Origin of the sequence: Hydrogenophaga sp. RWCD_12 (assembly GCF_046604225.1) — a bacterium.
Classification (GTDB): domain Bacteria; phylum Pseudomonadota; class Gammaproteobacteria; order Burkholderiales; family Burkholderiaceae_C; genus Hydrogenophaga.
The window spans coordinates 643,810-658,493 of sequence record NZ_JBKIXC010000003.1 but is presented as its reverse complement, the minus strand read 5'-3'; the positions used below and the strand labels follow the sequence as shown (position 1 = coordinate 658,493).

The 14,684-nt window shown below is 65.1% G+C and carries 11 protein-coding genes and 1 tRNA gene; 3 read left to right on the top strand and 9 right to left on the bottom strand.

What is annotated here, in order from left to right; translation table 11 throughout:
• Window positions 1-29 precede the first annotated feature (29 nt).
• The 8 genes from ACLIJ1_RS15095 to ACLIJ1_RS15060 all read right to left on the bottom strand — a co-directional run bounded on the left by ACLIJ1_RS15095 (window position 30) and on the right by ACLIJ1_RS15060 (window position 9,902).
• Window positions 30-1,676 carry an alpha-glucosidase family protein gene (locus ACLIJ1_RS15095; protein ID WP_411366354.1) on the bottom strand — a complete coding sequence of 549 codons (1,647 nt, stop codon included), beginning with the start codon at window positions 1,674-1,676 and terminating at the stop codon, window positions 30-32.
• On the bottom strand, window positions 1,673-3,013 hold the full coding sequence (locus ACLIJ1_RS15090) for a GH1 family beta-glucosidase (RefSeq protein WP_411366353.1): 1,341 nt from the start codon (window positions 3,011-3,013) through the stop codon (window positions 1,673-1,675). Before ACLIJ1_RS15090 ends, ACLIJ1_RS15095 begins: the two co-directional genes overlap by 4 nt.
• 4 nt (window positions 3,014-3,017) lie before the next feature.
• Window positions 3,018-4,190, bottom strand: a complete 1,173-nt coding sequence (locus tag ACLIJ1_RS15085) for a carbohydrate ABC transporter permease (protein ID WP_411366352.1) — start codon at window positions 4,188-4,190, stop codon at window positions 3,018-3,020.
• Window positions 4,187-5,191: a carbohydrate ABC transporter permease gene (locus ACLIJ1_RS15080; RefSeq protein WP_411366351.1), complete on the bottom strand. Its 1,005-nt coding sequence runs from the start codon at window positions 5,189-5,191 to the stop codon at window positions 4,187-4,189. The genes ACLIJ1_RS15085 and ACLIJ1_RS15080 overlap by 4 nt, the downstream gene beginning before the upstream one ends.
• Window positions 5,192-5,224: 33 nt before the next feature.
• The gene (locus ACLIJ1_RS15075; protein ID WP_411366350.1) at window positions 5,225-6,526 is read right to left on the bottom strand and encodes an ABC transporter substrate-binding protein; all 1,302 of its coding nucleotides are present in this window, start codon (window positions 6,524-6,526) and stop codon (window positions 5,225-5,227) included.
• Between the two features lie 62 nt (window positions 6,527-6,588).
• Complete coding sequence (locus ACLIJ1_RS15070; RefSeq protein WP_411366349.1) at window positions 6,589-7,590, bottom strand: ABC transporter ATP-binding protein; 1,002 nt, start codon at window positions 7,588-7,590, stop codon at window positions 6,589-6,591.
• 182 nt (window positions 7,591-7,772) lie between these two features.
• Window positions 7,773-8,840, bottom strand: coding sequence for a LacI family DNA-binding transcriptional regulator (locus tag ACLIJ1_RS15065; RefSeq protein ID WP_411366348.1), 1,068 nt, complete (start codon window positions 8,838-8,840; stop codon window positions 7,773-7,775).
• 150 nt (window positions 8,841-8,990) lie between these two features.
• The gene (locus ACLIJ1_RS15060; protein WP_411366347.1) at window positions 8,991-9,902 is read right to left on the bottom strand and encodes a carbohydrate porin; all 912 of its coding nucleotides are present in this window, start codon (window positions 9,900-9,902) and stop codon (window positions 8,991-8,993) included.
• Between the two features lie 352 nt (window positions 9,903-10,254).
• Here ACLIJ1_RS15060 and ACLIJ1_RS15055 point away from each other — a divergent pair.
• Window positions 10,255-10,330 (top strand) — tRNA-Arg (locus ACLIJ1_RS15055).
• A 91-nt stretch (window positions 10,331-10,421) separates the two neighbouring features.
• On the opposite strand, the gene ACLIJ1_RS15050 is transcribed toward ACLIJ1_RS15055, so the two are convergent.
• On the bottom strand, window positions 10,422-11,336 hold the full coding sequence (locus ACLIJ1_RS15050) for a LysR family transcriptional regulator (RefSeq protein ID WP_411366346.1): 915 nt from the start codon (window positions 11,334-11,336) through the stop codon (window positions 10,422-10,424).
• A gap of 167 nt (window positions 11,337-11,503) precedes the next feature.
• Here ACLIJ1_RS15050 and ACLIJ1_RS15045 point away from each other — a divergent pair, with 167 nt between their 5' ends.
• Window positions 11,504-12,415 (top strand): lysine exporter LysO family protein, encoded by a 912-nt coding sequence (locus ACLIJ1_RS15045; protein WP_411366345.1) that lies wholly within the window; start codon window positions 11,504-11,506, stop codon window positions 12,413-12,415.
• A gap of 141 nt (window positions 12,416-12,556) precedes the next feature.
• A complete protein-coding gene (locus ACLIJ1_RS15040; RefSeq protein ID WP_411366344.1) occupies window positions 12,557-14,638 on the top strand; it encodes a hypothetical protein in 2,082 nt (693 codons plus the stop codon).
• The last annotated feature ends 46 nt before the right edge of the window (window positions 14,639-14,684 follow it).

Below are 14,684 nucleotides of genomic sequence, written 5' to 3'. Positions count from 1 at the left end.
ACTTGGAGGGGCGTCCGCTCGTCGGCCGCTCAGGGCCGTTGCAGGAACAGCCCTCCGTAGGGGTCGCAGTGCAAGGTCTCGCCGTCGATCCGGGCGCCTTCCAGGCCGCTGCCGGCGAGCACGCTGGCGGCCTGCCAGGCCCCGGGGAGGGCCAGCTGCGCCGGGCGGTCGCTGAAGTTGAAGATGCACAGCAGGTGTTGCTGGTCGTGCTCGCGCGTGAAGGCGAGTACCTGCGGGTCGGCGGGCAGCAGCGTCAGGCGGCCGTCGCGCAGGGCGATCTGTTCTCGGCGCCAGTGCAGCAGGCGGGTGAAGAACGCCAGCATCGAGTCCGGCTTGCCAGCCTGGCGGTCCACGGCCAGCGCGCGGTGCGGCTCGGCCACCGGCAGCCACGGCTGGTCGCCTGCCGTGAAGCCGGCCTGCGGCGCGTTCGCAAACCACGGCATGGGTGTGCGGCAGCCGTCGCGGCCCTTGAACTCAGGCCACATGGTGATGCCGTACGGGTCCTGCAGGTCTTCGAAGCGCAGTTCGGCCTCGGGCAGGCCCAGCTCTTCGCCCTGGTAGAGGCAGACCGTGCCGCGCAGGCTGGCCTGGAAGGCGGCGGCCAGGCGCAGCAGGCGCGGGTCGGGGCTCGTTCCTCCCCAGCGCGTGGCCGAGCGCACCACGTCGTGATTGGACAGCGCCCAGCAGGGCCAGCCGTCGCCGACGATGTCGCTGAAGCGCTGCAGGAAACCGTGCAGGAAGGGCGCGTCGTGCGCCTCGCCCAGCAGGTCGAAGCAGTAGGCCATGTGCAGCTTGTCGCCGCCCGCGGTGTATTCGGCGACCCGCGCCAGCCCGTCGTCGTCGCCGATCTCGCCGACCATGGTGGTGTCGGGGTACTGGTCGAGCAGGGCGCGCAGGCGTTGCAGGAAGGGCAGGTTCTCCGGCCGGCTCTTGTCGTAGACGTGGCGCTGCCAGCCGTAGGGGTTGAACGGGTTGACCGCCGGGTCGGGGTTGTTGCGGTCGGGCGCGCCGCGGCCCGGGTTGTCGCGCAGCTGCGCGTCGTGGAAGAAGAAGTTGACCGTGTCCAGCCGGTAGCCGTCCACGCCCAGGTCGAGCCAGAACTTCACCGTCGCCAGCAACGCGTCCTGCACCTGGGGGTTGTGGAAGTTCAGGTCGGGCTGGCTGGTGAGGAAGTTGTGCAGGAAGTACTGGCAGCGGCGCGTGTCCCACTGCCAGGCGCTGCCGCCGAAGATGGAGAGCCAGTTGTTGGGCGGGTTGCCATCGTCCTTGGCGTCGGCCCAGACGTACCAGTCGGCCTTGGGGTTGTTCAGGCTGCTGCGGCTTTCGACGAACCAGGGGTGCTGGTCGCTGGTGTGCGAGAGCACCTGGTCGATCATGACCTTCAGGCCGAGCGCGTGGGCGCGGGCGACGAGCGCGCGGAAGTCGTCCAGCGTGCCGAACATCGGGTCGACGTCGCAGTAGTCGCTGACGTCGTAGCCGAAGTCCTTCATCGGGCTCTTGAAGAAGGGCGAGATCCAGATCCCGTCGGCGCCCAGCGCCGCGATGTGGTCCAGGCGCTGCGTGATGCCCGGCAGGTCGCCGATGCCGTCGCCGTTGGAGTCCTGGAAGCTGCGCGGGTAGATCTGGTAGATCACGCCGCCGCGCCACCAGCCGTTGTTGGGGGCCTTGTTGCTCATGCTTGCGGGGAAGACATCAGTTGCTGGAGCCAGCGCGCGCTGGACTTGGGGGTGCGTTGCTGGGTGGCGTAGTCGACGTGGACGACGCCGAAGCGCTGGGTGTAGCCCTGCGCCCATTCGAAATTGTCGAGCAGGCTCCAGACGTAGTAGCCGCGGATGTCGATGCCGCCGGCCACCATCTGTGCCAGCTGGGCAAGGTGCGATTGCAGGTAGCCCAGGCGCATCTGGTCGTCGCAGGTGCCGTCGGTGACGGGCGTGTTGTCGGCAGCGCCGTTTTCGGTGATCCAGATCGGCGGCAGCGGCCATTTCGCCAGCAAGTTGCGCGTCACACGGTCCAGACCTTGCGGGTAGATCTCCCAGCCGATGTCGGTGAGGTCCGGTCGCTGAGGGTCGGGCGGCACGAAGCGGTAGCCGCGCCGCTGCTCCTCGGCACTGACCGGGGCCTGCGCGATGGAGCGGGTGTAGTAGTTCAGGCCGATGAAGTCCAACGGCTGGGCGCAAATGGCGATGTCGCCGGGACGGCGCTGCTCGGCCAGCGGGCCGATCTGCTGCAGTATCTCGGCGGGCCACTCGCGGTTGAAGAGCGGGTTGAGGAAGACGTCGTTGCGTTCGAGTTCGGCCATGCGCGCGGCGGCCACATCTTGCTGCGCGTCGCTGGCGGCGTCGCACAGCTCCGGATTGAGCACGATGCCCAGCTGGGTGTCGCGGCGCACGCTGCGCCAGGCCTGGAGGCCCAGGCCGTGCGCCAGCATCAGGTGGTGCGCGGCCAGCAGCGACGAGGGGCGGTCCTGCACGCCGGGTGCGAACACGCCGATGTCGTGGCCCAGGAAGGCGCTGCACCAGGGTTCGTTGAGCGTGGCCACGCGGGGCAGCAGGTCGCCGAGTTCGCGCGCCACGACCAGCGCGTAGTCGGCGAAACGGTGGGCGGTGTCCCGGTGCAGCCAGCCACCCTGAAGGTGCGACGGCAGGTCCCAGTGGAACAGCGTGGCGTTGGGCGTGATCCCGCGCTCATGCAGGGCGGTCAGAAGGCGGCGGTAGAAGTCCAGCCCGGCCTGGTTGGCGCGACCCTGTTCGTCGACAACCCGCGTCCAGGCGATGGAGAAGCGGTAATGCCGAAAACCCAGGTCGGCCATCAGCGCCACGTCCTCGTGGAAGCGGTGGAAGTGGTCGCAGGCGATCAGGCCGTCGCTGCCGTCCTTGATGCGGCCGGGCTGGGCGCAGAAGTCGTCCCAGATGCTGGACAGCTTGCCGCCTTCGGTGGCACCGCCTTCGATCTGGAAGGCCGCGGTGGCGCAGCCCCATTCGAACGAAGGGGGAAAGTGAGGGAATTCGGTCATGGGGTTACTTGACGGAGCCCGAGAGCAGCCCGCGCACGAAGAAACGCTGCAGCGAGAAGAACACCGCCACGGGCACCGCGATCGAGACAAAGGCGCTGGCGGTCAGGATTTCCCAGCTCTCGCCGCGCGATCCCAGCAGGTCGTTGAGCTTGATGGTCAGCACCACCTGGTCGGGCGACTTGCCCAGGAACACCAGGGCGACCAGGAAGTCGTTCCAGACCCAGAGGAACTGGAAGATGGCGAAGCTCGCCAGTGCAGGCACCGACAGCGGCAGCACGATGGTGGTGAAGATCTGGAAGTGGGTCGCGCCGTCCATGCGGGCGCTCTCAATGATGTCGCGCGGCAGCGAGGCGATGTAGTTGCGCAGCAGGTAGATCGCCAGCGGCAGGCCGAAGGCCGAGTGGGCGAGCCAGACCCCGAGGAAGGACTTGGACGGCATGCCCAGCAGCTCGCCCACATCGTTGTACATGCGCAGCAGCGGGATCAGCGACATCTGCAGCGGCACCACCAGCAGGCCCACCACCACCACGAACAGCCAGCGCCTGCCTGGGAACTCCATCCAGCTGAAGGCGTAGGCCGCAAACGCCGCAATCAGGATCGGGATGAAGGTGGCGGGAATCGTGACCTTGAAGGTGTTGAGGAAGGCGTTGCCCACACCCTCGGAGTCCACCACCTTCTGGTAGTTGCTGGCGGTGAAGCTCGGCGGGGTCTCGGCCACGTAGAAGATGCGCACGCCGCGGTCGCTTTCGTAGGCCTGGTTGAGGGCCAGGCGGTACTGGCCGTCGGCGGCCACCGTGAGCGTGCCGTCGGGCTTGCCGTCCTCTTCGTCGAACACCTGCGCGTCACCCAGCTCGATGGAGCTGCCGACCGGGTGTTCGCCCGGGGTCGACGACTTCAGGGAGAAGCGTTGCAGCCGCGTGGCGTTGCCCTCGGGGAACAGGCGCCCGGCGATGACGAACTGGTCGCCCTGCTGCACGGCGCTTTGCGCACCGGCGGTGCGGCGCATGTCGGGGCGGGTCTGCGTCGACAGCGCGGTCCACCAGCCGCTGCCCACGATCTGTTCGCGATCGCGGAAGCTGGAGACCAGCAGGCCGAAGGTGGGCAGCACCCAGGCCAGCACGATGGCCAGCAGCAGCGCGTGCGCGGCCAGCGAGGTGGGGGAAATCTTGAGTTTCATCGCTGGGCCTCCTCGGCGCGGAAGCGGCGGATGTTGAAGGCCATCACCGGGATCACGGCCAGCATCAGCACCATGGCCAGGGTGGAGCTGCGGCCGTAGTCGCCTCCGCCGCGGAACATCCAGTCGTACATCAGGTTGGCCAGCACCGAGGTGTCCCACTGGCCGCCCGTCATGGCCATCACGATGTCGAACACCTTGAGCACGGTGATGGTGATGGTGGTCCAGACCACCAGGATGGTGGACATCACCTGCGGGATCATGATCTCGAAGAAGATCTGCAGTTCGGTGGCGCCGTCGATGCGCGCGGCCTCGATGGTGTCGTTGGGCACGCCGCGCAGCGCGGCCGAGAGGATCACCATGGCAAAGCCGGTCTGGATCCAGATCAGGATCGCCATGAGGAAAAAGTTGTTCCAGAACGGCACCGTGACCCAGGCCTGCGGCTCCATGCCCAGTCCCTTGACGATGGCATTCAGGATGCCGATCTGTTCGTTGTCCGGGCCGCGGAAGTCGTAGACGAATTTCCAGATCACGCTGGCGCCGACGAAGCTGATCGCCATCGGCATGAACACCATGGTCTTGGCGGCGTTGCCCCACCAGACGCGGTCGGCCAGCACGGCGACCACCAGGCCCAGCGCGGTGGACGCGGCCGGCACCACCAGCAACCACAGGAAGTTGTTGCGGATGGTGATGAAGAAGTTCTCGTCGGTGAAGACCCACGCGTAGTTCGACAGGCCGACGAAGCTCTCGCCGGTGGCGTCCATGAAGCTCAGCCGGAAGGTCTCGAAGAAGGGGTAGACGAGGTAGACGCCGAGCAGCAGCAGGGCCGGCGCAATGAACAGCCAGGGGCGCACGCCCTCGCGCAGGGCCTCGCGTTTGAGGCGCGGCATCGAGGGGCGCGCCAGGATGTTGTCGAGCAGCCAGTTGCTGCCCGCGAAGTACAGCAGGCAGACACCGACACTGACCACCACGGCCAGAAGGGTCTGGAAGATTGAATCGGTCATGGTGGTCCGTCCGGTGTCTGCTGCTCGGGGGGCTTACTTCAAGGCTTCCCAGGACTTCTGGATGTCGTCGGCGACGGCCTGGGCAGACTTGCCGCCCGAGTAGTCGACCATGCCCTTCCAGAAGCTGCCGGCACCGACGGCGCCGGGCATCAGGTCGGAACCGTCGAAGCGGAAGGTGGTCGCACCCAGCAGGATCTCGCCCTGCTTGCGCTGGCCCTTGGTCTTGTACTTGGCCAGGTCCACGCCCTTGTGCGGCGTCAGGAAGCCGCCTTCGGCCATCCAGATCTCATGGGCCTGCGGGTGCTGCAGGTATTCCATGAAGGCGCGCGCGCCCTTGCTGTCCTTGGTGATCGTCATGATCGTGCCGCCGCCCAGCACCGGGTTGCCCAGGTTCTTGGCCTTGTAGGACGGGAAGTAGAAGAAGTCGGCGTCATCGGCCTTGCCTTCGGGGAAGAAGGCCGGGATGAACGAAGCCTGGCGGTGCATGTAGCACTTGGGCGGCGAACCGAACAGACCCTTGGGGCTGTCCTTGAAGCTCACCGTGGCCACGGCCTTGGCGCCACCGTCCACATAGGCATCGTTGCGGGCAAACCAGCCGTAGGCGTCGATGGCTTCGACGACGCGCTTGTCGTTGAACTTCATCTTGTTGCTGGTCCAGTCGTCGTAGACCTGCGGGCTCTGTGTGCGCAGCATCATGTCTTCGACCCAGTCGGTCGCGGGCCAGCCGGTGGCGGCGTCCGAGCCCAGGCCGATGCACCAGGGCTTGCCACCGTCGGCGGCGATCTTCTTGGTCAGGTCCTGCAGCTCTTCCATGGTCTTGGGCACTTTGTAGCCCTTTTCCTTGAAGTTCTCGGGGATGAACCAGACCAGGCTCTTGACGTTGACGTTGTAGAACAGGCCGTAGAAGTTGCTCTTGCCGTCCTTGCCCTTGTAGGTGCCCAGGTCGGCCCACGAGCTGCCCGCGGCAAAGTTGGACTTGACCCAGTCGCGCGACTTGTCGCCCAGCGGCACCAGCCCGCCGATGGCGGCCATGTTGGCGGCCAGACCCGGTTGCGGGAACACCGAGATGTTGGACGGCGAGCCGGCCTTGATGTCGATCACGATCTGCTGCTCGGAGCTCTGCGAGCAGGAGTGCTTCACGGTTGCGCCGGTGGCCTTCTCGAAGTTGGCGATGACCTTCTTGAAGAAGCCTTCTTCCGCACCGGTCCAGGGGCATGTGATGGTGACGGTCTCGCCCTTGAGGTCGGGGCCCTTGTAGTCGGCGGCGTGGGCGGTGGCGCCCAGCGTGCCCAGCGCCAGTGCGGCGGCGCCGGCGATCGTGGTGGTCTTGAACATCGTGCTTGTCTCCTCGGTGGTGCTTCGCGGCCCATCCGCAAAGCGGGTGAAAAAAGGGGTGGTCAGATCCGCTGACCGGCGGCGTCAAAGCGGTACAGGTGTTCCGGCCGGTAACCCAGGCGCAGCGACTGGCCCGGCTGGACGTCCAGCGAACCGTCGACGCGGGCGGTCAGCTCGCCCAGCGCGCCGGCGTCGATGTAGGCGAAGGTTTCGTTGCCCAGCAGTTCGGCGTGGCGCAGCGTGCCCTCGATGGGGCCACCGGCTTCCAGCCGCAGGTGTTCGGGGCGCACGCCCACGCAGTGCGCACCCTGCGCCTGCGCATGGGCGCCTTCGATGAAGTTCATCTGGGGCGAGCCGATGAAGCCGGCGACGAAGCGTGTGGCCGGGCGGTGGTAGAGCTCCAGCGGGGCGCCGACCTGTTCGATGCGGCCCTTGTTGAGCACCACGATCTTGTCGGCCAGTGTCATGGCCTCGACCTGGTCGTGGGTCACGTAGATCATGGTTGCGCCCAGGCGGCGGTGCAGCGTGGCCAGCTCCACGCGCATCTTGGTGCGCAGCGCGGCGTCCAGGTTGGACAGCGGTTCGTCGAACAGGAACACCTTGGGGTTGCGCACGATGGCGCGGCCGATCGCCACGCGCTGGCGCTGGCCACCCGACAGGGCCTTGGGCAGGCGCTGCAGGTAGTCGCCCAGCTGCAGGATGGCGGCGGCCTCGTTCACGCGGCGCTGGATCTCGTCCTTGGGCACCTTGGCGATCTTCAGGCCGAAGGCCATGTTGTCGTAGACCGTCTTGTGCGGGTAGAGCGCGTAACTCTGGAACACCATCGCCACGCCGCGCTCGCTCGGCGGCAGGTCATTGACGACCTGCTCGGCGATCTCCAGCGTGCCGCTGCTGATGTCTTCCAGGCCCGCGATCATGCGCAGCAGCGTGGTCTTGCCGCAGCCCGACGGGCCGACAAAGACCGCGAACTCGCCCGGTTCGATGTCCAGGTCGACGCCGTGGATCACGTCCACGCGGCCGTAGCTCTTCTTGATGTCACGCAAACGCAAACCGGACTGCGCCATGGGAAAAACCTTTCGTGTCGGCCGCCGGACGGTGGCTGGCCGGAACCGGTCAGTACACCTGACCGTCACAAAATTACAGCACCGATGCAATCGATTGCATGATGGGGTTTGCCCTATATCGCAGGAACAAGATGGTTACGAAAACAGGTGCGCAGCGGCAGAGCGTGGGGGCGCGATTCCCTTTAGACGCTGCTTTCGCGCCGGATCAGTTCCGCGGGCAGGACGATGGCCCGGCGCGGCTGCCCGGCCAGCGCCTCGAACAGCAGGTCCACCAGCGCCCGCCCGGCTTCGCCAGTCGGCTGGCGGATGGTGGTCAGCGTCGGGTGCACATGTTCGGACAGGGCGATGTCGTCGTAGCCCACCAGCCGCACCTGCGAGGGAATGGAGAGCCCCCGCTCGTTGAGCGAGCCCATCAGCGAAATGGCGGTGACGTCGCTGGAGGCGAAGATCGCGTCGAAGGCCAGGTTCTGGTCGAGCCAGCCGTCGATCACTTCGCGGATGCGCGAGTCCCCGAACAGGAACGACTGCAGCAGGCGCGGGTCCTGTTCGATGCCGGCTTCCTGCAGGGCCCGCGCGTAGCCCTGGTAGCGCAGTCCTGCCTCGGGGTGCGAGATGTCGCCGAAAAAGGCGATGCGCCGGCAGCCGTGGTCGATCAGGTGGCGGGTGGCGAGATAGCCGCCCATGGCGTTGTCGCCACCGACCACCGGGTACAGCGCATCGGGCAGGTTGGCACCCCAGACCACCATCGGGAAGCCGTTGCGGGTGAGTTCGTTGAGGTAGTCGTGCAGCGTCAGCTGGCCGATCACGATCAGGCCGCCCACCTGGCCACTTTCGATCAGGTCCGACAGCACGTGCTTGCGGTTGTCCTTCAGCCGCGTCAGCAGCAGGCTCATGCCGCGTTCGTCCAGCGTGTCGGCCACCGAACCCAGGATGCTCAGCAGGAACGGGTCCGAGATCATCTGCATGCTGTCGCCCAGAATCACCACGCCGATGGTCTGCACGCCGCGCTTGCGCAGGTTGGCGGCGCCGACGTTGACCCGGTAGCCCAGCGAGTTGGCCAGCTCGGTGATGCGGTTGCGCGTGGCCTCGGGGATCAGCGGGCTGCCGCTGAGGGCGCGCGAAACGGTCGAGGCAGAGACGCCGGCCAGCCGCGCGATGTCGGCCATCTGCATGCGCTTGCGGCCCTTTTCGGGAGCGGGAGCGGCAGGTGCAGGAGCGGTCGGGATGGGGGCGTTCGGCGTGCGGGGCATCGGCCGATTATTTCACTCTATAACGATAGCGGCCGGCGAAAAAAGACCCGGGAGCCTTGCGACGCCCGGGCCAACTCTGATTGCCGAGAGGAAAATGGGCGCGTTCACCCTTGCAGGTTCACACACCCCGGAAAGATCGGGAACCCCCGATCAAAACGCGTAGTTGATGCGCACGCGGGCGCCAGTCTGGTTCTTGCTGCCCGTGCCGCCCTTGGCGAAGCTGATGGCGGGCGTGATCGTTGCACCCTTCACGCCGAACAACGGCAGCGAATAGGCGGCGTAGAACGAGGTGTTCTTGGCGCCGTTGGCGCCCTTGTCCAGAATCAGGCCGACACCAGCGTCGCCAATGGTGGCGTTGACGCCGATGGATTTGTCGTCTTCCATCTTGGCGAAGTTCAGGTTCAGGCTGCTGTTGGAGCTGAGGGCGTAGCCCAGCGAAGCGCCGAAGCCGTTGGTGCTGCCGGTGGTGCCGCCGACCTTCTTGACCGACTCGGCACCCACGCGCACGGTGACGGGGCCGGAGCCGAAGCTGACCGCAGGACGCAGGCCGCGAACTTCACCCTTTTCCTTGCTGTAAACGAAGCCCACTTCGATGCGGGCCGGACCGGCGTTGAAGCCGGGGGCGATGTGCACGGTGTCCTTGCCGAAACGGCCGCGCAGGGCATTGGCGTGGTAGCCGCCGTAGCCGCTGTTCTCCACATAGGTGTCCTTGCCCACCGGGAACAGGTCCATCGCTTCGAAGCGGCCCATCTTGACGTCCATGCCGGCGTTGCCGAACTGGACCCACATGTCGTCCACAGCGGTGTCGCCGTCCTTCTTGACCAGCAGCGTGCCGCGGGCCTGAACGAACGAATCACCGTTGGTGGCCTTGGCGCCGACGTTGAATTCCACGCGGCCGCCCATGTTCAGGTCGCTGTCGCGGGCGTTGGTGGCGGGCTTGCTGACCTTGCTCTGGTAGGTGGTGTCCAGTTCCAGGTTGGCGTCCATCGACAGTTCGGCGTGGGCGGCAAAAGTGGTGGCGCAGAGGGCGGCGGCGGCCGCGATCTTGAAGCTGTGTTGCATGAGGATTCTCCGGAGTGTGAATGTTGTGAACCACTCTTTCCTGTACCGATGTTTCATCGAAAGCGGTAACAAACGGTTGGGAAAGCCCGGGAATTCGACCATCAATGCAAACGATTGCGGTCAGTGGAAACCCTGAAGATATACGCCGTAACCAGTACGTAACCGCTTAAATGCAACATCCTGGTGCATCCGGGAAAACCTCAATAGTGCAAAGGATTGCACTGTAATAAAGGTACAAAAAACCATAGCGCTCACGGCGCATTGGTCGCGCGCTGGCGACTGGTCGGAGGCTCCGGGCGGCGAGGGAGGTGGCGCAGCGCCTGTGAGACAATGGCGGGCTTTCCGAGCATGTGCGGCTGTAGCTCAGTGGATAGAGTATTGGCCTCCGAAGCCAAGGGTCGTGGGTTCGATCCCCGCCAGCCGCACCAAGATCAATGGCCCACGTGGGTTCCCCATCGCCCACGGTGCCAAGAGGTCATGCCCTCCGGTATCCGGCGGGGCCCCAGGACCTCTTCTCCATCAAACAGACGCTCCGGCACCTTGGCCCACAGGAAACAGCTGCGGGTCCGAGAAGTCTTTGACCAGCGCGTCATACACCGCTCTCACGCGCGCCGATACCGGACTGCGCTGCGGCCGGTAGACGCTGATGGCCCAGGGCGTTGGGGCGAGCTCTGGCAGCACTTCCACCAACGTGCCCTGCTGCAGGTGGGGGGCAGCCACGAATCCGGGCAGCTGCGCCAATCCCAGCCCTGCCAGGGCGGCCGTGCATTCGGCCTGAGTGCTGTTGCTGGTGAATGCCAGTTGACGGGGCACCCATTGCGGCAACTGCCGCAGGAACCACGGCCAGGGCTTGCCGGTGCGGCGGTCAAGCGTGCCGATCACCGGGCCAAGCTGTAGATCTGCCAAGGTTCGAGGCAGGCCGATGCGGTCCAGCAGGGCCGGGGCTGCCACGATGAAGAAGGGGACCTCGGCCACCTGCCGTGCCACGAAACGGCTGTCCCGGATGAGGCCGTGCCGGATGCCGATGTCGATCCGTTCGTCGACGACATCTGTCTCTTCGTCTTCCAGGTGCACTTCGAACTGCAGGCCGGGGTGGACCGCCTGCAACCGTGCCAGGCTGCCGATCAGCGCCATCTGGCCGATGGGCTGCGGAGCGGTCAGCCGCACCACCCCTTCGACCTTGTCGGACGTACGCAAAACAGGCGCGGCGAACAAGGCGTCGACCCCGTCGACCCCGCGCCTTGCCAGTTCGGCCCAGCGCTCGCCTTCGCGCGTGATCTGGCACTGCCGGGTGCTGCGATGAAACAGCACCTCGCCCACCTGGGACTCGAGCTCCTGAATCGCCCGCGTGACGCTTTGCGGAGGGATGCCCAGCTGTTGGGCGGCTTCCTTGAAGTTCTTGGACTCAGCCGCCGCGCAGAAGATTCGCAGCATCTCCAATCGGTTTTGCATAGAACAGTTCCCAAACTGACCCCGGCATTCCAGCCTGGGGAATTCACAAATCAATTCCGCTTCATTCCCCGCGATCCGGCGCGACGGGATACTGCTTTGACGGTGTAGCCCAGCACGCTTGCGCTCACAGCTTCCGCCCCGGGTCTTTCATGCTGTTCATCTTTCAATCTCTCTGGCCCATCGGCCTGGCCCTGTTGCTCGGCATCGGCATTGGCCGCATCGCTCCACAGCTTGCCCGCAAGACAGGTCACGCATTGAAGGTGTTGATCTTCCTGCTGTTGTTCTATTGCGGCCGGGAGTTCAGCGCCATTCTGCAGGTCGGGCCGACGCTCGGCAGGATCGTCTCGACCTCGGCGATCTTTGCCCTCCTGACTACAGCCGGATCCTGGGGGCTGATGATCATGTTCCTGAAACAACAGGGCGCATTGGCGGTGTCGCCGGGCCAAGCACTCGCGCTGCAGAGTTGGCGGCGGGCCGGCGCCGACTGTCTGGTTGCCCTGGGCACGGTCACTGCCGGTGTGGTGGCGGGGCAGCACGACTTGCCTCTGGTCGGACTCATCGGCACCCATCATCTGATCCATGTGATGGTGTTGCTGATCGGGGTGGAGCTGGTCGAGGTTCCATTGGCCCGGACATGGAGAGACCCGTCGGCATGGGCGGTGCCGCTGCTGGTGATGGGCGGATCAGCGCTGGGCGGCCTGGGCGCCGCCTGGTGGACCGGGGAGTCCGCACGCGTGGCGCTGGCGATTGCGAGCGGGTTTGGTTGGGTCACGCTCTCCAGCGTTCTGGTGGGCAACGCATTGGGCGATGAGTACGGCGCCATCACCATGGTGACCGACATGCTCCGCGAACTGATGGCCATCACGGCGCTCTATCTGTTCGGCGCCCGGTTCAGCCGCCAGTCGATCGGCCTCTGTGGCGCGACGGCTCTGGATGCGACGCTGCCATTGATCCGCGCACAGTGCGGAACCGGGTTCGTGCCGCTGGCCCTGTTGAGCGGGCTGGTGTTGACGCTGGCCAGCCCGGTGTTCATCGTGTTGCTCCTGGGGGCTGGGCGTTGAAGGCCCGCTGAACCGCTCGGTTTCATGGATGAGAAGAAACTCTCCAGTGCGGCGTGCTCTCGGGAGCCGCCCATTGCCACTTGCTTGAGCGGCGTGCAGGCAGCCTTGTGAAGTATTTCTATTGTTGCGAATAGGTTCTGGATGACTGTTGTTGGTGGAAGAGTGGGCGTCCATTCTTCGTTGCTGCTCTTTGTGGTCGCCGTGCTGATGGTCCCGGTGTTTCAGCTACAGGGGCTTCAGATGATGCCCGGTGATATCGGCGATTCCCGGCTGAACAACTACTTTCTGGAGCACATCTACCAGTTCCTGATCGGGCGGGCTGAATCGCTCTGGAATACGCCGTTCTTTTACCCGTTTCCGTTCGTGATGGGGTTCTCCGACAACCTGTTCGGCTCTGCGCCGGTTTACCTGGTCGCTCGCGCATTGGTCGGCAAAGCGGATGTGGCCTTCCAGTGCTGGTTCTACGTGGGCTACCTGACCAACTTCCTTGCCGCCTGGTGGGCACTGCGGCGGCTGGGGGGAAGCCGTTCTGCCGCTGCCGTTGGGGCCCTGATCTTTGCGTTCGCATTGCCTACTTCTGCGCACAGCAACCACTCTCAGCTCCACTACCGATTCGGCGTGGCTTTGTCGATGGTGTTTTTCATCGAGTTCCTGGGCAAAGGGGCCGTGCGTTCGCTGCTGTGGGCGGGGTTCTGGCTGGCCTGGCAGTTCTATGCCGGGATCTACATGGGCTTCTTCGTGCTGTTGATGCTCGTGAGTCTGCTGACCGGTCGGGTGGCCTTGGCTTTGTTGCCTTCGCGATGGGCGCTGCATCGACCACTGCCCGCGTTCCTGTCGATCTGGAGAGCACTCGGGCGGAGCCAGCAAATGGGCTGCGTGGCTTGTGCAGGACTGCTCCTGGCGTCCATGGGGCTGTTGTTCTATCCGTACCTGAAGGTCAGCGATCTGTACGGCGCCAAGCGATCTTGGGACGAGCTGGCCAACGGGCTGCCCCGCCCTCAAAGCTACCTGATGGCCAGTGGGTCGCTGATCTGGGGCGGATTGGGGAACTGGCTACCCGCCGTGCCCATGTCGAACGAGCACCAGATGTTTGTGGGTGCTGTCCCGCTGTTGTTGGGCTTCGGTGGCCTGATGTGGGGCAGCCATCTGCTGCGACAGGAGCGGGTGCTGATGGCCGGGGCGTTGCTGATACCAGCGATATTGACCCTCAATGTTGGCGGAGCGAGTCTGTGGCAACTGGTTTACGGGCTTCCGTTGGCCTCTGCCATTCGTGTGCTGACCCGCCTGGACCAGGTATTTCTCTTTCCTCTCGCATTCGGCGCCATGCTGTTCACGGACAAGCTGACCGAACGGTTTCCTCGACGGGAGACGCTGGTCGTGATGTTGCTGGCGGCTTTCTTTCTGACCGAGGCTGCCGCCGTGCGCATGCAGGTGGACCAGCGGGCGGTTTGGCGCGAGCGCTTGGTCAACAAGTTGCAGCAGGTCCCCAACGGGCTTCCAGACAACGCCGTTCTGTTCTTTGCGCAAAGCAGCGAGCCCAGTCCTCTGACGGAGATCGACGCAATGTGGGCGGCGCTGGTCAAGGGCGCTCCGACCCTCAACGGGTATTCCGGCGTGTTTCCGGACGGACCGCACCCGACATTCGGAAGCGACTGTGCTGAACTTCCGACGCGCGTTGCAGCGTATCTGCGCTTCGTTCACCAGGAGAAAGACGCTCAGCGGTATCGAGCGATCGCTTCCCGCGTCGTCCCGGTCGGGTTGGAGGGATGCGACCCCAGCTGGTTTGAAACGTTGCCAAAGTTTCCGCTGGCGTCGAAGGTCTACTCACCGGAAGAGATTCGCAAGGTGTCCTACAGCTTCGAAGGGATGAAGATCACGCCGACTGCCGAGCTGGTCCGAGTTCGCGTGCACAACGGTGGTGTGCGCACGTTGTCGGCCAACGAGGAGGGGGGAAGGCAACTGCGTTTGTCGTGGCGCTATCTCGATACGGAGGGGCTGCCTCTGAGCGCCTGGGCCAACGTTCGAAAGAATCTCTCCAGGGCGATTGCACCCGGTGAATCTGCGGTCACGTCGATCAACATTTCACAGCGCCCTTCCAGCGCGGCCGTCGTGCAGGTGACGTTGGTTCAGGAGAACGTGTTCTGGGCACACAACGTGGGTGTCGCTCCGCTGAACATCCCATTGGGTGACCTCGTTGGCTCTCCACCGTCGGGCAGTCCCTAGAGAGTCGGTTTGCAGTGATCTGACTTGCGCCGCTTAGACTAGACAT

Bases quoted from the DNA above. Each gene is read 5' to 3' on its own strand.
- ACLIJ1_RS15095 (WP_411366354.1), bottom strand. From the start codon at position 1,676: ATGAGCAACAAGGCCCCCAACAACGGCTGGTGGCGCGGCGGCGTGATC.
- ACLIJ1_RS15090 (WP_411366353.1), bottom strand. From the start codon at position 3,013: ATGACCGAATTCCCTCACTTTCCCCCTTCGTTCGAATGGGGCTGCGCC.
- ACLIJ1_RS15085 (WP_411366352.1), bottom strand. From the start codon at position 4,190: ATGAAACTCAAGATTTCCCCCACCTCGCTGGCCGCGCACGCGCTGCTG.
- ACLIJ1_RS15080 (WP_411366351.1), bottom strand. From the start codon at position 5,191: ATGACCGATTCAATCTTCCAGACCCTTCTGGCCGTGGTGGTCAGTGTC.
- ACLIJ1_RS15075 (WP_411366350.1), bottom strand. From the start codon at position 6,526: ATGTTCAAGACCACCACGATCGCCGGCGCCGCCGCACTGGCGCTGGGC.
- ACLIJ1_RS15070 (WP_411366349.1), bottom strand. From the start codon at position 7,590: ATGGCGCAGTCCGGTTTGCGTTTGCGTGACATCAAGAAGAGCTACGGC.
- ACLIJ1_RS15065 (WP_411366348.1), bottom strand. From the start codon at position 8,840: ATGCCCCGCACGCCGAACGCCCCCATCCCGACCGCTCCTGCACCTGCC.
- ACLIJ1_RS15060 (WP_411366347.1), bottom strand. From the start codon at position 9,902: ATGCAACACAGCTTCAAGATCGCGGCCGCCGCCGCCCTCTGCGCCACC.
- ACLIJ1_RS15050 (WP_411366346.1), bottom strand. From the start codon at position 11,336: ATGCTGCGAATCTTCTGCGCGGCGGCTGAGTCCAAGAACTTCAAGGAA.
- ACLIJ1_RS15045 (WP_411366345.1), top strand. From the start codon at position 11,504: ATGCTGTTCATCTTTCAATCTCTCTGGCCCATCGGCCTGGCCCTGTTG.
- ACLIJ1_RS15040 (WP_411366344.1), top strand. From the start codon at position 12,557: ATGACTGTTGTTGGTGGAAGAGTGGGCGTCCATTCTTCGTTGCTGCTC.